The organism is Nocardia sp. NPDC004168 (assembly GCF_040610355.1).
Taxonomy (GTDB): domain Bacteria; phylum Actinomycetota; class Actinomycetes; order Mycobacteriales; family Mycobacteriaceae; genus Nocardia; species Nocardia sichangensis.
The window spans coordinates 594814-617925 of record NZ_JBEXME010000001.1 but is presented as its reverse complement, the minus strand read 5'-3'; the positions used below and the strand labels follow the sequence as shown (position 1 = coordinate 617925).

Sequence of the window (23112 nt, the reverse complement as noted above, 5' to 3'; positions counted from 1 at the left end):
GATGCCTGGTCAGACGCCCGACCAGGACGAGTTCCGGCCGCCGGAAACGCCGCGATCCCCGCGCCGGGGGCGGCGTGGGGATCGCGGGAAACGTGAGCTCAGGCTTCGTCGAGCAGTTCGGCCGTGACGGCCGATTCGGTGTCCGGTACGCCCAGTTCCTTGGCCCGCCGGTCGGCCATCGACAGCAGCCGCCGGATGCGGCCCGCGACAGCGTCTTTCGTCATCGGCGGATCGGCGAGCTGGCCGAGTTCCTCCAGCGAGGCCTGCCGGTGCTGCACTCGCAACCGGCCTGCGGCGGCGAGATGATCGGGCACGTCGTCGCTGAGGATCTCCAGCGCGCGTTCCACCCGCGCCGCCGCGGCGACCGCGGCACGCGCCGAGCGGCGCAGATTGGCGTCGTCGAAGTTGGCCAGCCGATTCGCGGTCGCGCGCACCTCGCGGCGCAGCCTGCGCTCCTCCCACACCATCCTGGTGCCGTGCGCGCCCATCCTGGTCAGCAGCGCGCCGATCGCCTCACCGTCGCGCACCACCACGCGATCGGTGCCGCGTACCTCCCGCGCCTTGGCCGTGATGCCGAGCCGACGGGCCGCGCCGACCAGCGCCAGCGCCGCCTCGGGGCCGGGGCAGCTGACCTCGAGGGCCGAGGAACGTCCGGGCTCGGTGAGCGAGCCGTGGGCGAGAAACGCACCGCGCCAAGCGGCTTCGGCGTCGGCGATGCTGCCGCCGACCACCTGCGCGGGCAGGCCGCGCACCGGACGGCCGCGGACATCGAGCAGACCGGTCTGCCGGGCCAGCGCCTCGCCCTCCTTCGACACCCGCACCACGTACCGGGAGGTCTTGCGCAGTCCACCCGCGCCGAGCACGTGCACGTCGGAGCCATAGCCGTAGAGCTCGAAGATCTCCCGGCGCAGCCTGCGCGCGATGGACCCCATGTCCACCTCGGCCTCGACGATCACCCGGCCGCCGACGATGTGCAGGCCACCCGCGAAACGCAGCAGAGCGGACAGTTCCGCCTTGCGGGAACTCACCTGCGACACCGTGAGCCTGCTCAGCTCGTCTTTCACATCGGCTGTCATCGCCACGGGACGCGCTCCTTTCCACCCAACCCGGAACGCACATCCTGACCCATGTGCCGTCCCTCGACTCGAAGCCCTGCCATTTGCGGCCGAGGTTGCCGGATCAGTTGATCCAGTGCGGCGGCAAGCTTTCCGGGGTGATGCCGGTCCGTTCCCGCTTCGGCGACATCGGAGAAGGTTACTCGTGCCCGCAACTGTTCGGCAGCCCTGGCCACATGTTCCCGCTCGCGGCCCTCCGGCACGCAGCCGGAATCGACCAGCACCTCATCGACGACGAATTCCGGTGCGTGCTGGGACAATACATGCAAATGCCGCTCCGCGGAGAACCCCGCGGTCTCCCCCGGCTCCGCGGCGAGATTGAGCACCAGCACTTTCCGCGCCCTGGTGTACACCAGGGCCTCCCGTAGCTCGGGGACGAGGACGTGCGGAATCACGCTGGTGAACCACGATCCCGGGCCCAGCACCACGACATCGGCGTGTTCGATCGCCGAGGTCGCCTCCGGACCGGCCGGTGGATCGGACGGAATCAGCCGCACCCGCCGCACCTTACCCGGCGTGGTGGCGATGGCAACTTGGCCGCGAATGCACCGGCTCACCCGCGGATCGGCCTCCAGCCCGGATACATCCGCCTCGATGTCCAGCGCGATCGGCGACATGGGCAGCACCCGGCCGGTGATGCGCAACATGCGGGCGACTTCGTCCAGGGCGGCCACCGGATCGCCGAGCACCTCGGTGAGCCCGGCCAGGATCAGGTTGCCCACGGAGTGCCCGGCCAGCGCGCCGGTTCCGCCGAACCGATGCTGCACGGTCCGCGTCCAGACGCCGTCGGCGTCCGCGGCCAAAGCGGCCAGCGCCATCCGGAGATCGCCCGGCGGCAGCACACCCAACTCGGCGCGTAGTCGCCCCGAGGAGCCGCCGTCGTCGGCGACGGTGACCACCGCGCAGATCTTCCTGGTCAGCCGCCGCACCGCGGTCAGTGTCGCGTACAGGCCGTGTCCGCCACCCAGCGCGACGATGCTGGGATTGGATTCCCAACCGGTCATTCTCGCCCCAGATCTCGATGCACGACCCGGACCACGTCGGCGGACTCCTCCGCGCCGCCGGTGACCTCGCTCATCAACTCGCCCAGTGCCTCGGCAATCGCGACGCTCCGGTGCTTGCCTCCGGTGCAGCCCACTGCGACCGTCATGTATCGCTTCCCCTCTTGGCGGTAACCGTTCGTGGTCAGCTCGACCAGGTGGTGGCAGGTACGCAGGTAATCCTCCGCACCGGGACGCGACAGCACGTACTCGCTGACCACCGTCTCCTGACCGGTATGTTCCCGCAACTCCGGTATCCAATGCGGATTGGGTAGAAAACGGACATCTAACACCATGTCGGCGTCCAGCGGAACTCCGTACTTGAAGCCGAACGACTGCACGGTGAGCTGCAACGCGGAGGGCGCGCCGCCGCCGTAGGCCTCCTCCATCTTGCGGTGCAGCTGATGGATGGACAGCTCGGTGGTGTCGATCACCAGGTCGGCGGCGGCCTTCACGGCGGACAGCCGCACCCGCTCGGCGGCGATGCCTGCCGACAGCGTGCCGTCCTTGCTCTCGCTCTGCAGCGGATGCCTCCGCCGCGCGAAACCGAAACGGCGGATCAGCACGTCATCGGATGCCTCGAGGAAGAGGACCCTGGTGCGCACGCCGAGCGTCCGCAACTGCTCGGTGACCACCGACAGATCACCGGTGAAGAACCGGCTGCGCACGTCCATGACCAGCGCGAGACGGCGGATCGGCGGCTTGGCGGAAGCACCCAGCTCCACCATCCGCCCGAACAGCTCTGGGGGCAGGTTGTCGGCCACGTACCAGCCGAGGTCCTCGAGCACACGGGCGGCGGTGCCTCGGCCCGCGCCAGAGAGCCCGGTCACGATCACGACCTCGACCTGCGGGTTCGCCCCGCCGACGGCGCTGGACGAGGCCACTCGTCCCGCGCTCGTCGGCGGGTTGCCCGCACTGCTGTTCGATTCGACGCGTGTCATGTCCTACCGGATCCGTCTCTGGGGTGCCTTCCGATCATCGCGCACCGGTTTCGGTATCGGCCGCAGACACAACGTACGCGAAACCGAAACTTCCGGTGCACTGTCGACTGACTATTCGGACTCGAGCGCCGCAAGGACCGCTTTCGCGGTCGCCAACCCGATGCCGGGCACCTCGGTGATCTCCTCGACCGTGGCCTGCTTCAGCTTGGCCACCGATCCGAAATGGGTGACCAGCGCGGTCCGGCGCGCCGTTCCGAGCCCCGGCACCGAGTCCAGGGCCGAAGCGGTCATCCGGCGGGAGCGTTTGCTGCGATGGAACGTGATGGCGAAGCGGTGCGCCTCGTCGCGGACCCGTTGCAGCAGATACAGCGCCTCGCTCGTGCGCGGCAGGATCACCGGGTCGCTCTCGCCGGGCACCCACACCTCCTCGAGCCGTTTGGCCAGGCCGACCACCGCGACATCGGTGATGCCCAGCTCGTCGAGCACCTCGGCCGCCGCGGCGACCTGGGGCGCGCCGCCGTCGACGACGAACAGGTTGGGCGGATAGGAGAACTTGCGCGGGCGTCCGGTGCTGGGATCGATGCCGGGACGGGAGGTGAGGTCCAGCGCGTCGTCGTCGCTTCCGGTCGCGGCGAGGTCCTCGTGCTCCATCATGTCGCGCTCGCGACGCAACTTGAGGAACCGGCGACGGGTCACCTCGGCGATGCTGCCGACGTCGTCGGAGCGGCCTTCGCCCGCCGCCTCCCGGATCGTGTAGTGGCGGTACTCCGACTTGCGGGCCAGACCGTCCTCGAAGACCACGAGCGAGGCGACCACATCGGTCCCCTGCACGTGGCTGACGTCGACGCACTCGATGCGCAGCGGCGCGGTGTCCAGCTCGAGGGCGTCCTGGATCTCTTGCAGCGCTTGCGATCTCGACGTCAGATCGCCCGCTCGCTTCAGCTTGTGCTGGGCCAGCGCCTCCATCGCGTTGCGCTGCACGGTCTCGGCCAGCGCCTTCTTGTCCCCGCGCTGGGGCACGCGCAGCTTCACCGCCGAACCGCGCAGGTCCGACAACCACTGCTGGATCTGCTCGACGTCGGCGGGCAACTCGGGCACGAGTACTTCCCGGGGCACCACGGCGGCGGGCTGCTCGTCGGCCGCCTGCTCGGCCACCGCGACCTGCTCGCCGTAGAACTGGGTGAGGAACTGCTCGACCAGCGCGGCGAGTTCCCCGCCCGCCTCCGGGACGTCGACCGCGTCGCCCGACTTGTCGACCACCCAGCCGCGCTGGCCGCGCACTCGGCCGTCGCGCACATGGAAGACCTGCACCGCCACTTCCAGTTCGTCGGTGGCGAAGGCGATGACGTCGGCGTCGGTGCCCGTGCCGAGCACCACCGCCTGCTTCTCCAGCGCGCGGCGCAGCGCCTGGACGTCATCGCGCAGCCGGGCGGCGGTCTCGAAGTCCAGGTCTTCGGCGGCCGCGTGCATGCGGCGCTCCAGCTCCCGGACCAAGCGATCGGTGCGGCCTGCGAGGAAGTCGCAGAAGTCGTCGACGATCGCGCGGTGTTCTTCGGCGCTCACCCGCCCGACGCACGGGGCCGAGCATTTGTCGATGTAGCCGAGCAGGCAGGGACGCCCGATCTGACTATGCCGCCGGAAGACTCCGTTGGAGCAGGTGCGCGCGGGAAACACTCGCAGCAGCAGATCGAGCGTCTCGCGGATGGCCCAAGCGTGGGCGAAGGGGCCGAAATAGCGGACGCCTTTGCGGCGCGCGCCGCGGTAGACGAACAACCGCGGATATTCCTCGTTCAAGGTGACGGCGAGTACCGGGTAGGACTTGTCGTCGCGGTAGCGGACGTTGAAGCGCGGATCGAACTCCTTGATCCAGTTGTATTCCAGCTGCAGCGCCTCCACCTCGGTGGAGACGACCGTCCACTCGACGCTCGCGGCCGTGGTGACCATCTGCCTTGTGCGTGGATGCAGCCCGGCGACGTCGGCGAAATACGAGTTCAGCCTGCTGCGCAGGCTCTTGGCCTTGCCGACGTAGATGACCTGCCGATGGGCGTCCCGGAATTTGTAGACACCGGGTTCGACGGGGATCGTGCCCGGCGCGGGCCGGTACGTCGCTGGATCTGCCACCCATCCAGCGTATAGACCGGGACCGACAGCCCGGCCGACGGCGGCTCCCGGCTGCGGTCATGGCACGGGGACGCCGAACCAGCCCTTGGCTTCCGGACGGCACAGCAGGTGCACGACGGCCACCGAGGTAGCCACCGAGTACCCCGCGGCGACGACGCCGACGACGGGCGGGACGCTCGCGAGGTCCCTGATCGCCCAGCACCCGACGACCGCCTGCAGGAGCGCCAGCGCGATCGTCAGCTTGCGGACGGCCGGCGCGCCCTCGGCGAATCCGAGCACGAGCAGCCCCAGCGCCCACGCGACGCAGAACTGGGTGGATGCCGTGGCGGCCGCGTCGCCGCCGCGCGTCAGATTCATCAGCACGGGATAGGCGAGTCCGAATCCCGCCATCCCGGCGACGGCTTCCCGCACGTCCCGAACCGCCGCCGGCATGGCCGTTTCCACGCCGACGGAGGGCTCCTCACCGGAGAACGCCAAGCTCACAGCCGTACCCCCGTTGGTACCGAACCTTCCGGCGCACCTTCGAACACGCCGGAATCGCACCGTAACACGGTGACATCCCGCACATCTCGACTTCGGCAAATGAACCGGGCGGGATCCGGGCGGGTTACTCCACGAGACCGTGCCGCCGCAGCGCGGCCAGCAGCGCGTCCGGGCGCTCGGTGGTGGGCAGGGCCTCGACCAGAGCGAAGCGGCTGCCCAGCGCCTCGGCGCCGCCGTCGGCCTCGGCGCTGTCGCCGATCATCAGCGCGGACTCGGCGGCCACACCCAGTTCGCCCAAGGCGGAACGGAAGATCTCCGGATCGGGCTTCATGACACCGACCTCGTAGGAGAGGGTGAACGCGCCGACCAGCCGATCCCAGCCGCGGGCCGCGAACGACGGACGGATGTCGAACGGGATATTGCTCACCACCGCGACCGGAACGCCCTGCGCCGCAAGCAGATCGAGGACGGCTTCGCTGTCGGGGTACGGCGTCCACTCCAGCGGGTCCAGCAGCCGGGCGTACAGTCGTTCGGCGTCCTCGTCGGTGGGCACTCCCGATGTGCGCAGCACCTTCATCATCACCTTGCGATGCAGCGCGGGGTCCAGGTCGCGGTGGTCCCAGGCGTACTGCGTCTCGTCGTCGAATTCGATGACGTGGTGGACCGGCGCCGTCATCCGCCGCATGATCTCGGCCTTCTCGTCCACGTCGAACGCCTGCCCGTCCGGCCGCGTCAGGTCCGCGTACCAGGATTCGTCGGCCTCCAGGCGGAACAAGGTCCCGGAGAAGTCGAACAGCACCGCCTCGATCGCCACTCGGCCCAGCCTACCGGCCGAGCATGGCGCACCGCCGGTGCACGCGGCGACCACCCATACCGTCTCGACCTCGACACACGCTGCGGCCAGGGGGATTTCGCCGGTGGGAAGGAAACCGGCGCGGCTGTCGGTACCGAGCGTTAGAGTCCCGGCATGGGGCGCAAGCGAGGAACTTGGGTCGCCGCGGCGGCGGCGTTCGCACTAACCGTCGGCATGGCCACCGCCTGCACGTCCGGCGAGAGCCAGGCGGGCGGCGTCTGCGAGACGGTGCCGAACGGCACGCCGGTGTCGGCCACCGCGGCGGGGCCAGCGGGCAGCGGCACCAAGGATCTCAGCACCAACCCGGAGATAGCGACCGGCTATCGCGCGAACATGACGCCGGTGCGTACACATACCTTCGCGGTGTCCACGGCGAACCCGCTGTCGACGAAAGCCGCGTGTGAGGTGCTGCGCGACGGTGGCACCGCGGCCGACGCGCTGATCGCGGCGCAGACGGTGCTCGGCCTGGTCGAGCCGCAGGCGTCCGGCATCGGCGGCGGTGCGTTCCTGGTCTACTACGACGCGAACACCAAGTCCGTGGACGCCTACGACGGCCGCGAGGTGGCGCCCGCCGCGGCCACCGAGAACTATCTGCGCTGGATCAGCGACATCGATCGCACCGAACCCAAGCCGAACACGCGGGCCAGCGGCCGCTCCATCGGCGTGCCCGGCGTACTTCGGATGCTCGAACTGGCGCACCACGACCACGGCAAGACCGCGTGGCGCGAACTGTTCGACCCCGCCATCGGACTGGCAGATCAGGGCTTCCCGATCAGTCCCCGCCTCGCGGGACAGATCGCGGAGTCGGCCAAGGACCTGGCCGCGGACGAAGACGCCAAGGCGTATTTCCTCAACCCGGACGGTAGCCCGAAGGCCGCCGACACCGTCCTGACCAACCCCGCCATGGCCAAGACGCTCGGCGCCGTCGCCACCGAGGGCGCGCAGGCCTTCTACACCGGCGCCATCGCCCAGGACATCGTCGCGGCCGCGGGCCGGGCCTCCGGCGGGCGCACTCCCGGCCTGATCGCCACCCAGGACTTGGCCGGTTACCAGGCGAAGAAGCGCACCGCGCTGTGCACGAACTACCGCGAGCACGAACTCTGCGGCATGCCGAGTCCCTCGTCGGGCGGCATCACCGTCGCCGCGACCTTGGGCATCCTGGAGAACTTCGACCTGGCCGCCCTGCGTCCGGACAACATCGACCGCAACGGCGGCAAGCCCAACGCCCAGGCCGTGCACTTGATCACGGAGGCCGAACGCCTCGCCTACGCCGATCGCAACAAGTACGTGGCCGACACGGATTTCGTGCCACTGCCGGGCAATTCGGCGCAGACCCTGCTGAATCGCGACTATCTGCGCCAGCGTGCCGGGCTGATCGATCCCAACCGCAGCATGGGCACCGCGCAGCCGGGTGACTTCGGCCCCGTGCCGCTCGGCGTCGGCCCGCAACCGCCCGAGCACGGCACCAGCCACATCTCGGTGGTCGACAAGTACGGCAACGCCGCGGCGATGACCACCACCGTGGAGTCGGCGTTCGGTTCGTTCCACCTGGTCGACGGCTTCGTGCTGAACAATCAGCTCACCGACTTCAACGCCGACCCGCTCGGCGCCGACGGCGTGCCGATGGCCAACCGGGTCCAGCCGGGCAAGCGCCCGCGCAGCTCCATGAGCCCGACGCTGATCTTCGGCAAGGCGCCCGACGGCTCGCGCGGCGAACTCACGCATGTCGCGGGCTCGCCCGGCGGTTCGGTGATCATCCAGTTCGTGGTGAAAACGCTGGTCAACATGTTCGACTGGGGCCTGGATCCGCAGCAGGCGGTCTCCGCGGTCGCGTTCGGCGCTGGCAACAGTCCGTCCACCGGTATCGGCGGTGAGCATCCGGCGATCAACGCCACCGACAACGGCGACCACGACCCGCTGGTGCTGCGGTTGCGCCAACTGGGCCATCAGGTCTCGGTGGCGCCCCAGTCCAGCGGCCTCAGCGCCCTGAAACGCAACGGCTCCGACGGCTGGATCGGCGGCGCGGATCCGCGACGAGAAGGCGCGGTCCTCGGCGATACGCATTGATCGAACCAGCGGGCTCGGTCGCGACCGCCCGTCCGCGTCCCGGCTGTGGCACATCGAGTGATCGGCGTGCCCGCCGGGGCGCACTGCGGCTATTTACTCCGGACCATGGGATACACGATCGGACCTCGGCCGATCGGCAGCTCACCTTGCCGCACGAAACCGAATCGCTCGTAGAAGGGCACCGTGCCGCTGGTGTTCGAGATGAGGAAACAGTCCTCCTCGGCCGCCGCCAACCGACGCTCGAGCAGCGCGCTCGCCAGTCCCCGGCCCTGTGCGCGGGGCAACGTCCCGATGGCGGCCAGATACAGATGCGGTGCCGCCGGTCGCGCATGCTCCATGTGCCGCCCGGCGGCCAGCGCCCGAGCGGCGCTCGACCCCAAGGCGCGCAGTAAGGTCAACGGCTTCGCCGTCGGTGACACCACGTGCGCCGGTTCCCACAGCGCCACACAGGCGAGGTTGCCCTCCGCGTCGTGCGCGAGGTCGACCAGACCGTTCTCCCGGCGCGACGCGATGCGCGAATCCCAGAACGGCGGCAACGCTTTCCGCCGCCGTGACGCTCCCGGCCAGAAGTAGGTCATCAGTGGATCGTCGGCGAAAGCCGCCGCGAGGACGAACGCACCTGGCTCCATGGCGGCGAGGTTAGATCAGCACGCGGGGCCGCGCGAGCCGGATGGCCGCACACCGCACCCGATCACTTCCTCCCGGAATATTTCGCGCCCAGTTCCCGCAACCGGGCCATCGCCCGCGCCGCGTGCTCCTTGTCGTTCGAGCGGATCGCCAGCAGCGGGACGTAGTCGTCGTCGACCAACTCCAGGCGCGCCCAGGACTTCCGATCCGGGAACGACACGCCTCGGATATAGTCCCAGGGAAAATCTTTGTCGCCCAGAATATTTCGCACCGACACGCCCCGCGCGCCGACCCGCACCCGTGGCCTGGTCAGTAACAGCACGGCCGCGGCGCCGAGCACACCGATCCCGATCATCGCGAGCTGATCGGCCACCCGGAAGTTGACGCCGGTAGACCCGGTGCGCAGCCAGACACCACCCACGGTGAACGCGGCCGCCACCAGCACCGCCGCGATCCAGGCCGTCCGCACCGCGCGCCGGGGCCGCACCTCGAAATCCCACTCCGACGTGTCGTCGGCCGGGCCCACGTTCCTGCGAAAGATGCGAACGACCGGCATCGCTACGCGGACTGTCGCAGAGCGCGCAGTGTCAGCGCGGCGTCCAGCGCCGCGGCGGCCGCCTGCTCGCCCTTGTTCTCTTGGGACTCCGGCAGCCCGGCCCGATCCAGGGCCTGCCGCTCGTTGTTGGTGGTGAGCACTCCGTTCGCGACCGGCGTGCCCTCGTCCAGCGAAACCCGAGTGAGCCCCGCGGTCACCGCGTCGCAGACGTACTCGAAATGCGGAGTGTCACCGCGGATCACCACACCGAGCGCCACCACCGCGTCATGCGACTTGGCCAGCTCCTGGGCCACCACGGGCAGCTCCATCGCACCCGCGCAGCGCACCACCGTGATCTGCTGGACGCCCGCGTCCTTGGCCACCCGCTCTGCGTTCGCCAGCAAGGTGTCGCAGATCTGGGTGTGCCAGCGCGAGGCGACGATGCCCAAGGAGAGGTCCTTGGCGTCCGCCAGCGCGAAAGTCGGTACCCCGGTACCGCTCATCGATGTCCGCCTTTCGGAGTCTGTTCGCAGTTCAGTGGGCGGTCTCGCCGAGATCCAGCTCGTCGAGGCCGATCAGGTCGTGACCCATTCGGTCCCGCTTGGTGCGCAGGTAGCGCAGGTTCTCCGCGTTCGCGCGCAACGGCATCGGCACCCGCTCGGTGATCCGCAGGCCGTAGCCGTCCAAGCCGACCCGCTTGGCCGGATTGTTGGTGAGCAATCGCATCGACCGGATGCCCAGATCCACCAGGATCTGCGCGCCGGTGCCGTAATCGCGGGCATCCGCGGGCAGGCCGAGTTCGAGATTCGCGTCGACCGTGTCGTGGCCGGAGTCCTGCAGCTGGTAGGCCTGCAACTTGTGCATCAGGCCGATGCCGCGGCCTTCGTGACCGCGCATGTACAGCACGACACCGCGCCCCTCGGCCGCCACCATCTCCAACGCGGCATCCAGCTGCGGACCGCAGTCGCAGCGCAGCGATCCGAACACGTCACCGGTCAGGCACTCCGAGTGCACGCGGACCAGGATGTCGTCGCCGTCGGTGATGTCGCCACGCACCAGCGCGACGTGCTCGACCTCGTCGTAGATGCTCTGATAGCCGACGGCCATGAACTCGCCGTGCGCGGTGGGGATGCGCGCCTCGGCCACGCGCACCACATGCTTCTCGTGCCTGCGCCGCCACGCGATCATGTCCGCGATCGAGATCAGCGCGAGCTCGTGCTCGTCGGCGAAGACGCGCAACTCCTCGGTCCGGGCCATGTGGCCCTCGTCCTTCTGGCTGACGATCTCGCAGATCACGCCCGCCGGACGCAAGCCGGCCATGCGTGCCAGATCCACCGCGGCTTCGGTGTGACCCGGCCTGCGCAGCACACCACCATCCTTGGCGCGCAACGGCACCACATGGCCGGGCCTGGTGAAATCGTCGGCCTTCGCGTCGGCGTCGGCCAGCAACCGCATCGTGGTGGCGCGGTCGGCGCCGGAGATACCGGTCGTGACACCCTCGCGCGCGTCCACCGAGACGGTGTAGGCGGTGCCGTGCTTGTCCTGGTTCATCGCGTACATCGGCGGCAGGCCGAGCCGATCGCAGTCGTCGCCGGTGAGCGGCACGCAGATGTAACCGGACGTGTAGCGGATCATGAAGGCGACCAGTTCCGGGGTGGCCTTCTCCGCCGCGAAGATGAGGTCGCCCTCGTTCTCGCGGTCCTCGTCGTCGACGACGACGACCGCCTTACCGGCGGCGATATCGGCGACTGCGCGCTCGATGCTGTCGAACCTGGTCACGTCTGCTGTGCTCCATCTCGAAATAGGTGCCTCACCACAGTACTGTGCTGAATTTGCCGCGACTGCGTCGCGGCGTGTTCGCGGCCCCCTTGTGGCTCGCGTCCGAGCGACCGCCGCTGGCGACTGCGTCGCGGACGCGGCGGCCACTCGGACGCGAGCCGGGCCGCGAACGGCGCATGCTCGGTCTCGCTTCGCTCGAAAAACGGGGTCGAGGTGCGCTGAGCGCTCAGTGCTGCGATCAACCGACCCGTATGTTCGCCGCGGCCCGCCACCCGGCACGAAAACCGTCGACTGCCACGGTGTCGAGGCCCGGGTTCGTAGCGTCCATCCGCACCTGTCGGTTGATAAATGGGAAGTGTCTCCGCCCCGGGCTCGGAGACAGGTCGTGCCCGGTCGGTCTCGCCTCGCTCGGAGATCGGAGTGACGGCGATTCGCTCGGAGATCGGAGTGATGACGATCCGACCTGTCGAGACGATGTTCATCGAACCCGCACGGTCGGCGATCACCGTGACTCCGTGTGAGGGTGACGGCTCGGATGACGGCGTCGCGGCAGCTCTATTACGCATGCGATTCCCGCCGCGCAGCCTCGTGGGCGGGCGGGGACGAGCGGTGCGGGCACTGTCAGCCGCGCTGCTGGAGGCGTTCGACGTACTTGGCGATCACGTCGACTTCCAGGTTGACGGTGGTGCCGACGGTGGCGAAGCCGAGGTTGGTCAGGGAGAGCGTGGTGGGGATGAGGGAGACCTCGAACCAGTCGCTGCTGCCGGTCTCGGCGGGCTCGTCGGAGACGCCGAGGCCGGAGACGGTGAGCGAGATGCCGTCCACGGTGATCGACCCCTTCTCCACGACGTAGCGGGCGATGTTCTCGGGCAGCGAGATCCGCACCACGTCCCAGTTGTCCGACGGAGTGCGCGAGAGCACGGTGCCGGTGCCATCGACATGGCCTTGGACCAAGTGGCCGCCGAGCCTGCTGTTCAGAGCGGCGGCGCGCTCGAGATTCACCTTGGCGCCGACGTCCAGCTTGCCGATGCTGGAGCGATTGAGCGTCTCCGCCATAACGTCGACGGTGAACGAGTCGCCGCCGACCACCTCCACGACGGTCAGGCACACTCCGTTCACGGCGATCGAATCACCGTGCCCGGCATCGGAGGTCACCAGCTTGCCCTTGATCGTCAGCCGCGCGGCGTCGGTCAGCTGCTCGCTGGCGACGATCTCGCCGAGTTCCTCGACGATGCCTGTGAACATGTGCTGTGACTCCTGTCGCGTCGTTGTCTTCCGGTTGCGGAACAGCGCGGGACCCGGCCGCTATTCCCGCACCTCCTCAGCCTAGTGACGCGGGGTCGCCGTAGACAGCCGCGTTCCGTGCCCGCCGAGGGCGGACCGGGACCCGCGCCGGAACCGACCGCAGGGCGGGCCGAGGCGGGCGGAACCGGCCGGTCCCATCGAAAATGGAACGAAATATGTCCACACCCGCCGTGATCACCCGGACGGACGACATATCCATGATTATTCTGCGGCATTTGGCGTACCGCACGAATTAATTTACCCCGCAGAGAGTTTGCGGATTCATTCTCGATACTCGAACGAAACACGGTTATAACGCAGATTCCGCGCTCGGACGGCGCGGGAGGCGATATCGTTACGCGGCTGACTTCTCGCGTTCAACTTTCCCGACCATGCAGTCCAATGACACGCTCTACCAGGGAACATGCCCGACAAGCGGGAAGCCTGCCACACGATGTTCACTCCTCGAGAAAGCCGGAGAACACAGTGGGACAAATTGGGTCGAACGCAGCTGGGGGCGCAGTGTGACCACATTTCTCGATTCGACGCCGGAAGTTCGCTGCTCACGGTATCGGCGCGAATTCCAGCTGCCCGCATCGATGGATCCCGGTTCGCACCGCATTCTCCTGCACATCGGTGTCGACTACGGCGCCGTCACCATGCCCGCCGAACTCGGCGAGCAGGTGCTACGGCGACTCGCCCAAGACGGAATCGCCGGGCCGGTGGTCGACCATCCGCGAGCCAAGCATTGGACGTTCCTCACCGGCCCCGCCGGGCCGGACGCCGTCAGCCCGGCGGTCTCGGCCGAATTGTTCCGCCTCTACGCCGCGGTGGCCTGCGCGGGCAGCCAAGTGGTGCTGCCCTCACCGGACGACGAGCGCACCGGGTATCGCGTGTGGATCCGGTCACCGGAGGCCGGCGCCCGCCGCCCGCCGATCAGCGCGGTGATCGAGACGATCCGCGCGGTCGCCGCGCGTGGAACGCGGACCGGCTAGCACCGTTCAGCGGGCCCACGCCGAGGCCGCCTGGCCGCGCAGCTTCTCCACGGTGGCGGCGGGGTCGGCGGTGCTGTAGACCGCGGAACCGGCGACGAAGCAGTCCACACCCGCCTCCGCGGCCGCCTCGATGGTGTCGGCGTTGATCCCGCCGTCGATCTCGACCAGCAGCCGCAGCTCACCGGCATCGACCAGGTTCCGCACGACGCGCGCCTTCTGCAGCACCTCCGGAATGAACGACTGCCCGCCGAAGCCGGGTTCCACGCTCATCACCAGCAGCGTGTCGAATTCGCGCAGGATCTCCAGGTACGGCTCGATCGGCGTGCCCGGCTTCACCGAGAGCCCCGCCTTGGCGCCCGCGGCGCGGATGTCGCGGGCCACCGCGATCGGATCGTCGGTCGCCTCCGCGTGGAAGGTCACGTTGTGCGCGCCCGCCTCGGCGTACGGCGGCGCCCAGCGGCCCGGATTCTCGATCATCAGGTGGCAGTCGAGGGGGATCTCGGTCGCCTTCAGCAGGCTCTCCACCACCGGGAGGCCGAGCGTGAGATTCGGCACGAAGTGCGCGTCCATCACGTCCACGTGCAGCCAGTCGGCGCCTGCGACGGCCGCCGCTTCGTCCGCGAGGTGCGCGAAGTCTGCGGACAGGATGGAGGGGGCGATCATCGGAGCGGCCGGACGCGGGTGAATCGGGTTGGACACAACGCCGGAGTCTAACGGTACCCAGGGTTGTCCAGCGCGGGAGTGGGTAGCCTGCATAGGGTGATCAATATTTCGGCGGAACAGGGGCTCTACAGCACCCCGGTGGAGATTCGGGTGGCGGCGTCGGTGACACAACTGCCCATCGTGCGTGGGCTCGCCGAAACACTCGTCCTACTCAGCGATTTCACACTGGACGAGGTGGCCGATATCCGGCTGGCCGTCGACGAGGTCTGCTCGACCCTGATCGCGGTCGCCGCCCCGGAATCGAGCCTGAACTGCCGTTTCACCGTCGGCGACACCGTGTTGCTCGTCCGGGTCGACGGCCTGGCGGAGAAGCCGGGGCTGCCCGATCAGCGCAGCTTCGGCTGGCACGTGCTGCGCACCCTCACCGACTCGGTGGAGGCGACCCAGGATTCGTTCGACGCGACGGTCTCCGGATATCCGACGACGGTCGAGTTCCGTCGGGTCCGGGGGAAGGCGTAGTGGCGGACGAAGACACCGTGTACGACTCCCAGCGCGACGACGACGCCGACACGCTGACCACCGAGGACGAGACCGATGCCGAGGAGACCCTGGAGGCGGCGGGCGCGGTTCCCGGTTACGACGATGTCGGATTGCTCTTCGAGCAGCTCGCCTCCAGTGAGGCGGGGACCGCGCGGCACAGCGCGCTGCGCGCGGAACTGATCAGCCGCTGCATTCCGCTCGCCGACCACATCGCCAGGAAGTTCAGCGGGCGCGGTGAGCCGTTCGACGACCTGACCCAGGTCGCGCGGGTGGGGTTGGTACACGCGGTGGACCGTTTCGACGTCGAGCGCGGCTCCAACTTCCTGTCTTTCGCGGTGCCGACCATCATGGGTGAGGTCCGCCGGTATTTCCGCGACAACACCTGGGCGATGCGAGTGCCCCGGCGTGTCAAGGAGACTCACCTACGCATCGGCGCGGCGATCGACAGTCTCTCCCAGACTCTCGGCCGCTCGCCGACGGCGAAGGAGATCGCCGCCGAGCTGGACGTCGACCCGGACGAGGTGACCCAGGCGGTCATCGCGGGCAACGCCTACCAGCCGAGTTCGATCGACGCGGCCACGCTCGGCCGCGACACCGACGCCTCGCTCCTGGACACCCTCGGTGAGGAGGAGTCCCAGTTCGATCGGGTCGAGGAGTACGTCGCGATCCGTCCGCTGCTGGCCGGGTTGCCGGAGCGGGAACGACGCATCCTCACCATGCGGTTCTTCGAATCGATGACCCAGACGCAGATCGCGCAGCAGATGGGCATCTCCCAGATGCACGTCTCGCGCATCCTCGCCAAGACCCTCGCCCGCTTGCGGGAGCAATCCAGCCGGGAATGACCCCGCTCAGCGCGGCTTGCGCAGCGCCGCCACGAACATGGCGTCGGTACCGTGCCGGTGCGGCCACAACTGTGCCCCCGGCCCGTCGCCGACATCGGTGACGCCGGGCAGCAGTTCGCGGGTGTCGAGCTGCTCGGCGCCGAGGCGGCGCACGGCATCGGCGACGATGGACACCGTCTCCGGCAGATGCGGCGAGCAGGTCGAGTACACCACGACCCCGCCGGGGCGCAGCAGATCCCATGCGGCGGTGAGCAATTCGCGCTGCAACACCACCAGTTCCCGGACGTCCGCCGGGGTGCGCCGCCAGCGCGCCTCAGGTCTGCGGCGCAGCGCTCCGAGGCCGGTGCAGGGGGCGTCGACCAGGATGCGGTCGTAGCCCGGGGTCAGTCCGCTGGCGCGGCCGTCGGCGACGTGCACGTCCACCGGCAGGTCGTGCACGGCTTTGCGGACCAGCTCGGCGCGGTGCGCGGCGGGCTCGACCGCGTCCACCCGGAAACCGTCGATCGCGGCGATCGCCCCCAGCAGCGCGGCCTTGCCGCCCGGCCCCGCGCACAGGTCGAGCCAGCGACCGGTGTCCGGGCCGTCGAGCGCGGCCCTGGTCAACGCCAGCGCCACCAGCTGGCTGCCTTCGTCCTGCACCGCCGCCATGCCCTCGCGAACCGGCTCCAGCTTGCCGGGATCGCCGCCGTCCAGATAGACCGCGTACGGCGACCAGCGGCCCTCCTCGCCGCCGGTGACCAGCGCGAGTTCCTCCGCGGTGATGTCGCCGGGGCGGGCCACCAGGTGCACCAGCGGGCGGGCGTCGTCGGCGGCGAGCACGTCGCGCAGTTCCGCCGCTCGCGCGCCCAGCGCGTCGGCGAACGCCTGCGCGATCCAGACCGGATGGGCGTACTCGAACGCCAACCGGCCGAGGGGGTCGGCGGGCGCGAGTGCGTCGACCCATTGCTCGGGGGTCTTCTCCCCCGCGCGCCGGAGCACCGCATTGACGAAACCGGCTTTGCCCGCACCGAATTCGGCGCGCGTCAACGCGACGGAGGTGTCCACGGCGGCGTGCGCGCCGATCCGGGTGCGCAGCAACTGGTAGACGCCGAGCCGGAGCACGTCCAGCAAGGGTCCGTCGATCTCCTCGATCGGCCTGCCCGCGCCTTCGGCGATCACCGCGTCCAGTAGCCCCAGCGACCGGCACGCGCCGTAGGCGAGTTCGGTGGCCAGCGCGGCGTCCCGACCCGACAATCCCCGTTCGCGCAGCAGCGCGGGCAGCACGAGATTGGCGTAGGCATCGCGCTCACGGACCGCCCGCAGCACATCCCTAGCGACCGACCGCGGCGGGTCGGCGGATTCCCTTCGATGCGGTCGTCCGGCGGCTTTGGCCCCTTGGCGCGGCGCGGTTTGCGAAGCCGGGCGCCCGCCGGTGGAACGGTCCGATCGGCCCGCCGCCGAGCGTCGTCCGGTGGAGCCGCGCCGTTCGTCGCGATCACGGCCGGCCGGCTCGGCGCGCCCACCGCCGGAACGCCGACCGGTCGCCCGTGACCTGTCCGCCGCGTCGCGATCCTGCTGCTTCCCGCCGCCCTGCGCGCGTGCCCGGCCTGCCTCGCCGGAACGATTCGGCGCGGCCTCTCGTTCGTCGCGCCGCCGGTCGCGTGCGTTGCCGTCGCCGGGCCGATTGCCGCGCGTCATTCGACCACCGCGCCCGGCTGCAGGCGGGCGCCGCGCGCCCAGTCGAGCGCGGCCATCATGCGCTTGCCCTGCGGCTGCACCTGGTCGAGCCGCACCGCGGTGGTCGCGGTGCCGACGAACACACCGGACTTGCGGACCTCGATCACCCGCTCCGGCAATTCCTCCTCGACCAACTCGACCGGCCCCAGCTTCAACCGGGTGCCGCCGACCTCGGTCCACGCCCCCGGCGCGGGAGTGACCGCGCGGATCCGCCTGCTGATGGCCAGCGCGGGCAGATCCCAGCGCACGTGCCCGACCTCGACGCCGACCTTCGGCGCGTACGAGACACCGTCGGTGGACTGCGGGACCGCTTGCAAGCTCCCGTCCTCCACTCCGTCGAGCGTCGCTTCCAGCAGGCGCGAGCCGCTGTCGGCCAGCCGCTCCAGGAGAGTGCCCGCGGTGTCGGTGACGGTGATCTTCTCGGTCACCATGCCGAAGACCGGGCCGGTGTCCAGTCCGGCCTCGATCTGGAAGGTGGAGGCGCCGGTGATCTCGTCGCCCGCATCGATCGCGGCCTGCACCGGCGCCGCGCCGCGCCACGCGGGCAGCAGCGAGAAATGCAGGTTGATCCAGCCGAAGCGCGGGATGTCGAGCACCTGCTGGGGTAGCAGCGCGCCGTAGGCGACGACGGGACAGCAGTCCGGCGCCAATTCGGTGAGTCGCGCGACGAATTCCGGCTCCGACGGCCGCCGCGGGGTGAACACCGGGATGCCGTGTTCGTCGGCCAGCAGGCCGACCGGCGACCTGGTCACCTTCCGGCCGCGCCCCGCGACCGCGTCCGGCCGCGTCACCACGGCGACGACCTCGTGGCGCGCCGATTCCAGCAGACGCCGCAGCGACGGAACCGCCGGTTCCGGGGTGCCCGCGAAGACGACGCGCATCAGCGGCCCGCTCCGAACGGGTTGGGCCGACCCGCACCGCTCATCGAACGGGCCGGGCGCACCGTCGAGCCCGCCGCGAACCAATCGGATTCGCGGATCACCCGCATCGCCTCCTTGCGCTGGGCCGGGTCGAGACGGTCGATGAACAGCACGCCGTCGAGATGATCGGTCTCGTGCTGCACGCACCGCGCCAGCAACCCTTCGGCTTCGAACGTGACCGGTGCGCCGTCGACGTCCACACCGGTTGCCCGCACGCGCAGGGCCCTGCGCGTGTCGTAGCGCACGCCGGGAATCGACAGGCAGCCTTCCGGCCCCACCTGCTCCTCGTCGCCGACGACCTCCCACCGCGGGTTGACCAGATGCCCCGCGGCGTCGCCCGTGTCGTAGACGAACACGCGCAGCCCGACCCCGATCTGCGGCGCGGCCATCCCGACACCGCCGTCGTCGTGCATCGTCTCGGTCAGGTCGGTCACCAGCTGACGCAGATCACGATCGAACGCGGTGACCTCCGCGGCGCGGGCACGCAAGATGGGATCGCCGAACAGGCGAACGGGCTGGATGGTCACGGCTGGCTCCCGGAAGCGACGAATACGGTCGCCCCATTCTAGTGAGACGACCGGAAATCCCCGATTCGCCAGCCGGAAGCTGGTACAACTCCTATGCGGTCCGGGCGGGGTGTCGATCCCTCCGCCCGGCCGCCCGGAAAAGCCCTGGTCAGCCGTCCGCCGGTGACCGCGGACCAGTGGTGGCCCGCAGCTCGCCGAGCAAGGCGTTCGGCAGCGGGCGGGCAGGCTCCGGCCGGAAACCGTAGTATCGGCGCACCATTCGCTCGTATACCCGGCTCGGGAGCAGCCTGCGGGTCCAGAAGGACAAGCGGACGTCACGGCCGCACAGGTAGGTCTGCCGTGGCCGGGCCGAGGCCAGGATCATCGCGACCTTGTCGGCCACCGCGGCGGCGGGCTGTCCCGCGGCCAAGTAGCCGCGTACGAGGTCCAGAACGGCGGCGCGGTCGTGGTCGTAGGCGGAGATCGGGCTCGACACGTGTCGCGCCGTGTCGATGATCGGGGTGACGGTCCATCCCGGGATGAGTACCGACACCTGGATGCCCGACCCGGCGGCCTCGATGCGCGCGGCTTCGCCGATCCGCTCGACGGCGGCCTTCGTAGCCGAGTACCAACCGCCGTATGGCTCGGCGACGGCGCCCGCTCCCGAACTGACGACGATCACGCGGCCTGCGCCTCGGGCGCGCAGCAACGGCAGCACCGCGCGCAGTACTCGGTGCGTGCCGAGGACGTTGGTGTCATAGAGCGCCGCGGCCTCCGCGGGCGTGGTCTCCTCGACCGCGCCGACGACGCCGTACGCCGCGAAGGTGACGACCGCATGGATGCTGCCGTGCCTGGCGTGCACGTCGCGAACCCAGCGGTTCACCGCCTCTTCGTCGCGCACGTCGACCCGGGCGATTCCGGACGCGACGACCCGGTCGCATCCCTCGACCGTGTACCCCAGCGCCGCAAGGCGTTCCATGGTGGCCGCGCCCATGCCGTTGGCCGCTCCGGTGACGAGCACCACCGTCACGCGGCACACACCTTCAGTACCCGCGGCAGAACCTCCAGCCGCGCCGACTCCACCATCGTGACCTCGCCGTCCAACTCCAGCGGCGCCGGACGATCCGGCCGCAGCTCCACGACCGAATCGCGATGGCATACCGCCAGCGGCGACCGCCGGAATCGGCCCGCGTACAGTCCCGCGACCAAGCCGAGCGTCCTGAGCTTCCCCGCCTCGGCCCAGATGTTCACATCGAACCGGCCGTCGGCGCGGGTGACCGCCGTGTCGTAGCGCATGCCGCCGGCGAAGTGCACGCTCTTGAGCACGCCGATGTTGGTGATCGGGGCCGCGTGGCTCCAGTCGCCGCCACGAACGGCGACGGGCAGCGGCCGATGGGTGGCAAGGGTGGCGAGTGCGGTGGCGATGATGGCGGCCTCCACGCTGCGTGACTTGAGCCAGCCGACCACCCCGGTGGCGTGGTTGAAGGAATGATTGCCCGCGGCGACCAGCCCCATGCTGGCGTTGAGCAGGAAGTAGCGCACCGCACGCGTGCCGTCGGCCAGCAGCACGCACGCCTTGCCCACGTCGACGAATTCGGCGCGCGCGGCGTCGACCCGCACCGGAACGGTGCCGATACGTCCGGTGCCGGGCACCGGTTTGTGGAAGTCGTTCGAACTGCCCAGCCCCACCGCGCCCAGTGCGCAGCCGGGAGCGCGCGGGTGGTCGGTTGCCGGGTCCATGAGCGCGTTCAGCACCAGGTTGACCATGCCGTCGCCGCCCGCGGCGACCAGCACCGGCGGCGGATCGGGCCGGGTGACGGCCGCGCGCACGAGGTCGGTGGCGTGCCCGGCGTCGGCGGGCAGTTCGACCGACAGGTGCGGGTGACGGGCGCGCAGGGCCGATTCCACCGGCTCCCAGCGCCGCAGCGCGGTACCCGCGTTCGCTCGCGGGTTCAGGACGACGAGCACGAATCCTCCTCGATGCCGAGCCATCGGCGTAGTGCGTGGTGATCCCCCACGGTGACCAGTCCGGTCCGGGCCACGGCCGGCGGTATGCCGGTGGTGGGCGGGCCGACCAGGAAGACCGGGATGCCCAGTTGCGCGGCGGGACCGTCGTGAGCCGGGTCGTTGCCGACCATGACGCAGTCACCCGCGGCCGCGCCCAACTGGTCGAGCAATTCGCGATAGAACTCGAGCCGCGGCTTGGCGCGGTGCATGGTGTCACCGCTGGTGACGACGGCGAACGAAGCGAGATCGATTCCGCCCCAACGGATCCTGGCCTCGACGGTGCTGCGCGGCCACAACGGGTTGGTCGCGACCACTTGCCGCGCACCCACCTCCGCCAGCCCGCGCACCGTCGCCACCGCCGCCGGGCGCGGCGGGAAACACGCTCGCAGCCGCGCGAATTCGACCTCGGCCAACCGGGTGAGGCGGTCCGCGACCACGTCACGGCCGGTGCCGAGACGCTGGGCGAGCAGCAGCACCATCAGCTCCGTATTGGTGTGGTCGCTGTCGTTGGCGCGCACGTCACCCAGCGTGCGGCGCAGCAGGGGCAGGAAGCGGTGCGGTGGGACGAGATCGCGGAACACCCAAGCCGCGCCCGCGGGCATCAGCGTCGCGAAGGTGCGCCGCCGCTGCCCGATCAACGTGCCGTCCAGATCCCACAGCACGGTCGGCCGTGGGCTCATTCCTGGCTGTCCAGTACCGCTCGCAGGTCCGCTCTGGTCAGCCCGAGGCGGGCGGCGTAGTCGTCGATGCCGGGCGGCCGCGCACTGCCGAGCCCGGTGCGGGACCGGAGTTCCCCAGCGTATGCCGCGCCGAGGTCGTAGACCGTCTTGGCCAGCGCGGCGGGGAACAGCCACCGGCCGAGGTCACGCTGGAACACCCTGGTCAGACGGTAGGGCGCGACCAAGCGGGCCCCGACGGCGGCCACCGCGCCCGGATCGCGCAGCGAACTCATCCTCGCCGCCTCGGCGCCCGGGACCAGGAGCAGCCCGGACCACAGCCGCGCGAAGCCGTCCAGCTTCTCCCGCGCGTCAGCGGTCATATTGAATTCGGTGTAGGCCTTCTCGATCCGGGAGGTGTGGGTGGAACGGCTGCGCAGCAACGTGTGCACGTCGGCGACCTTGCGCGCGGTGTCGGCGCGGGTGAATCGGTCCACGCGGGGCGCGATCCGGTCCAGCAGCACCGCGAAGTCGGGGTTCGGCACCAGCCGGTGCGCGAGGGCGAGGGCGTGGTACATCAGGCCCTCGCTGCCCGCCGCCGCGATCTGACCGGAAAGCAGGTCGTAGTCGAGGTCCGTGCCCGCGTATCGGGCCAGGTTCCAGATGTCGCCGAGTTCGCGTACGCCGGTTTTGTAGTAGGGCAGGTGGATGCCCAGATGGTGCAGGTTGTCCTCGTGCGCCATCGCCCACGCGGGTACGCCGTGGAAGTCGATGGGACGCACACGCTTCCATATCGCGGCGTAGTCGACCGTGTAGGGCGCCAGCGGCGTGATCAGGCCCCAGTGCGTGCCCACCACGAGCGCGCCGTCGCGCGAGACGAACGACGGCAGGTGGTGGGATCGCTCGGCCCGCGCCTTGGGCGGCTTGCCGAGCAGCTCCGAGGTCGCGAACAGGCCGAGTTCACGGTAGACCTCGACGGCCGTGTCGACCTGGTCCGGTTCCAGCAGGATGTCCAGGTCGTTCATGCGCTTGTAGCGCGGGTCGCGGTAGATCTCGGTGGCGAAGAGCATGCCCTTGAGCACCACGCAGCGCACACCGCGTTCGTCGAGCCGCCGCACCAGCTCCACCGCCCCGGCCAGGCGGCGGTCGTTGGCGGTCGCGATCCGCTCGGTGACGGCGTCGAACCGCACCCGGACCAGGGGCGGCACCAGCTCGTACACCTCGGCGGCGATCAGCGAGCGCCGCGCCAGCGGGACGGTCGCGTTGAGCTGTGCCAACTCGAAGAAGGCCGCCCAATCGGTGACCCGGTGGGCCAGCTCGACCAGTTCCGCGCGTTCTTCGCCGCTGGGTGCGGCCAGCGCGGCGTGTACCAGCAGCCGTTCGGCGTCGGTCCCGTCCGCGGCGATCACGGTGTCGGTCATG

23 protein-coding genes are annotated in these 23112 nt (G+C 69.9%); 4 read left to right on the top strand and 19 right to left on the bottom strand.

Annotation, left to right across the window (positions count from 1 at the left end; all coding sequences use genetic code 11):
* Window positions 1–98: 98 nt before the first annotated feature.
* The 6 genes from whiA to ABZW96_RS03025 all read right to left on the bottom strand — a co-directional run bounded on the left by whiA (window position 99) and on the right by ABZW96_RS03025 (window position 6514).
* The gene (gene whiA, locus ABZW96_RS03050; protein WP_043693711.1) at window positions 99–1082 is read right to left on the bottom strand and encodes a DNA-binding protein WhiA; all 984 of its coding nucleotides are present in this window, start codon (window positions 1080–1082) and stop codon (window positions 99–101) included.
* Complete coding sequence (yvcK, locus tag ABZW96_RS03045) at window positions 1073–2119, bottom strand: uridine diphosphate-N-acetylglucosamine-binding protein YvcK (protein ID WP_355070747.1); 1047 nt, start codon at window positions 2117–2119, stop codon at window positions 1073–1075. Before yvcK ends, whiA begins: the two co-directional genes overlap by 10 nt.
* On the bottom strand, window positions 2116–3096 hold the full coding sequence (gene rapZ / locus ABZW96_RS03040) for an RNase adapter RapZ (RefSeq protein ID WP_355070745.1): 981 nt from the start codon (window positions 3094–3096) through the stop codon (window positions 2116–2118). The genes yvcK and rapZ overlap by 4 nt, the downstream gene beginning before the upstream one ends.
* Before the next feature lie 111 nt (window positions 3097–3207).
* A complete protein-coding gene (gene uvrC, locus ABZW96_RS03035; protein WP_355070743.1) occupies window positions 3208–5217 on the bottom strand; it encodes an excinuclease ABC subunit UvrC in 2010 nt (669 codons plus the stop codon).
* Window positions 5218–5274: 57 nt separating this feature from the next.
* A complete protein-coding gene (locus tag ABZW96_RS03030; RefSeq protein WP_355070741.1) occupies window positions 5275–5700 on the bottom strand; it encodes a hypothetical protein in 426 nt (141 codons plus the stop codon).
* 124 nt (window positions 5701–5824) lie between these two features.
* On the bottom strand, window positions 5825–6514 hold the full coding sequence (locus ABZW96_RS03025; protein ID WP_355070739.1) for an HAD-IA family hydrolase: 690 nt from the start codon (window positions 6512–6514) through the stop codon (window positions 5825–5827).
* Window positions 6515–6727: 213 nt separating this feature from the next.
* Here ABZW96_RS03025 and ABZW96_RS03020 point away from each other — a divergent pair, with 213 nt between their 5' ends.
* On the top strand, window positions 6728–8620 hold the full coding sequence (locus tag ABZW96_RS03020) for a gamma-glutamyltransferase family protein (protein ID WP_355071049.1): 1893 nt from the start codon (window positions 6728–6730) through the stop codon (window positions 8618–8620).
* Window positions 8621–8709: 89 nt separating this feature from the next.
* Here ABZW96_RS03020 and ABZW96_RS03015 read toward each other — a convergent pair whose 3' ends face one another.
* The 5 genes from ABZW96_RS03015 to ABZW96_RS02995 all read right to left on the bottom strand — a co-directional run bounded on the left by ABZW96_RS03015 (window position 8710) and on the right by ABZW96_RS02995 (window position 12806).
* The gene (locus ABZW96_RS03015; RefSeq protein WP_355070737.1) at window positions 8710–9249 is read right to left on the bottom strand and encodes a GNAT family N-acetyltransferase; all 540 of its coding nucleotides are present in this window, start codon (window positions 9247–9249) and stop codon (window positions 8710–8712) included.
* A 62-nt stretch (window positions 9250–9311) separates the two neighbouring features.
* The gene (locus tag ABZW96_RS03010) at window positions 9312–9803 is read right to left on the bottom strand and encodes a PH domain-containing protein (protein ID WP_355070735.1); all 492 of its coding nucleotides are present in this window, start codon (window positions 9801–9803) and stop codon (window positions 9312–9314) included.
* A gap of 2 nt (window positions 9804–9805) precedes the next feature.
* Window positions 9806–10285 (bottom strand): 6,7-dimethyl-8-ribityllumazine synthase, encoded by a 480-nt coding sequence (gene ribH / locus ABZW96_RS03005; RefSeq protein WP_355070733.1) that lies wholly within the window; start codon window positions 10283–10285, stop codon window positions 9806–9808.
* A 31-nt stretch (window positions 10286–10316) separates the two neighbouring features.
* Complete coding sequence (locus ABZW96_RS03000) at window positions 10317–11561, bottom strand: bifunctional 3,4-dihydroxy-2-butanone-4-phosphate synthase/GTP cyclohydrolase II (protein ID WP_355070731.1); 1245 nt, start codon at window positions 11559–11561, stop codon at window positions 10317–10319.
* Between the two features lie 621 nt (window positions 11562–12182).
* On the bottom strand, window positions 12183–12806 hold the full coding sequence (locus ABZW96_RS02995; RefSeq protein WP_355070729.1) for a riboflavin synthase: 624 nt from the start codon (window positions 12804–12806) through the stop codon (window positions 12183–12185).
* Between the two features lie 563 nt (window positions 12807–13369).
* On the opposite strand from ABZW96_RS02995, the gene ABZW96_RS02990 reads away from it, so the two are divergent.
* Window positions 13370–13840, top strand: a complete 471-nt coding sequence (locus ABZW96_RS02990; RefSeq protein WP_355070727.1) for a hypothetical protein — start codon at window positions 13370–13372, stop codon at window positions 13838–13840.
* 6 nt (window positions 13841–13846) lie between these two features.
* On the opposite strand, the gene rpe is transcribed toward ABZW96_RS02990, so the two are convergent.
* Window positions 13847–14503, bottom strand: coding sequence for a ribulose-phosphate 3-epimerase (rpe, locus tag ABZW96_RS02985; protein ID WP_355071047.1), 657 nt, complete (start codon window positions 14501–14503; stop codon window positions 13847–13849).
* Between the two features lie 96 nt (window positions 14504–14599).
* On the opposite strand from rpe, the gene ABZW96_RS02980 reads away from it, so the two are divergent.
* On the top strand, window positions 14600–15022 hold the full coding sequence (locus tag ABZW96_RS02980; protein WP_355070725.1) for an anti-sigma factor: 423 nt from the start codon (window positions 14600–14602) through the stop codon (window positions 15020–15022).
* Complete coding sequence (locus ABZW96_RS02975) at window positions 15022–15885, top strand: RNA polymerase sigma factor SigF (protein WP_355070723.1); 864 nt, start codon at window positions 15022–15024, stop codon at window positions 15883–15885. The genes ABZW96_RS02980 and ABZW96_RS02975 overlap by 1 nt, the downstream gene beginning before the upstream one ends.
* 6 nt (window positions 15886–15891) lie before the next feature.
* Here ABZW96_RS02975 and ABZW96_RS02970 read toward each other — a convergent pair whose 3' ends face one another.
* The 7 genes from ABZW96_RS02970 to ABZW96_RS02940 all read right to left on the bottom strand — a co-directional run bounded on the left by ABZW96_RS02970 (window position 15892) and on the right by ABZW96_RS02940 (window position 23111).
* A complete protein-coding gene (locus tag ABZW96_RS02970) occupies window positions 15892–17562 on the bottom strand; it encodes a transcription antitermination factor NusB (RefSeq protein WP_355070721.1) in 1671 nt (556 codons plus the stop codon).
* The gene (gene fmt / locus ABZW96_RS02965) at window positions 17559–18482 is read right to left on the bottom strand and encodes a methionyl-tRNA formyltransferase (RefSeq protein WP_355070719.1); all 924 of its coding nucleotides are present in this window, start codon (window positions 18480–18482) and stop codon (window positions 17559–17561) included. The genes ABZW96_RS02970 and fmt overlap by 4 nt, the downstream gene beginning before the upstream one ends.
* Window positions 18482–19048 carry a peptide deformylase gene (def, locus tag ABZW96_RS02960; protein WP_355070717.1) on the bottom strand — a complete coding sequence of 189 codons (567 nt, stop codon included), beginning with the start codon at window positions 19046–19048 and terminating at the stop codon, window positions 18482–18484. Before def ends, fmt begins: the two co-directional genes overlap by 1 nt.
* A gap of 148 nt (window positions 19049–19196) precedes the next feature.
* Complete coding sequence (locus ABZW96_RS02955; RefSeq protein WP_355070715.1) at window positions 19197–20057, bottom strand: SDR family NAD(P)-dependent oxidoreductase; 861 nt, start codon at window positions 20055–20057, stop codon at window positions 19197–19199.
* Window positions 20054–20995 (bottom strand): diacylglycerol kinase family protein, encoded by a 942-nt coding sequence (locus tag ABZW96_RS02950; protein ID WP_355070713.1) that lies wholly within the window; start codon window positions 20993–20995, stop codon window positions 20054–20056. The genes ABZW96_RS02955 and ABZW96_RS02950 overlap by 4 nt, the downstream gene beginning before the upstream one ends.
* The gene (locus ABZW96_RS02945; RefSeq protein WP_355070711.1) at window positions 20980–21714 is read right to left on the bottom strand and encodes an HAD family hydrolase; all 735 of its coding nucleotides are present in this window, start codon (window positions 21712–21714) and stop codon (window positions 20980–20982) included. Before ABZW96_RS02945 ends, ABZW96_RS02950 begins: the two co-directional genes overlap by 16 nt.
* Entirely contained in the window at window positions 21711–23111 is a 1401-nt protein-coding gene (locus tag ABZW96_RS02940) for a nucleotidyltransferase family protein (RefSeq protein WP_355070709.1), read from the bottom strand. Before ABZW96_RS02940 ends, ABZW96_RS02945 begins: the two co-directional genes overlap by 4 nt.
* Window position 23112: the final 1 nt, after the last annotated feature.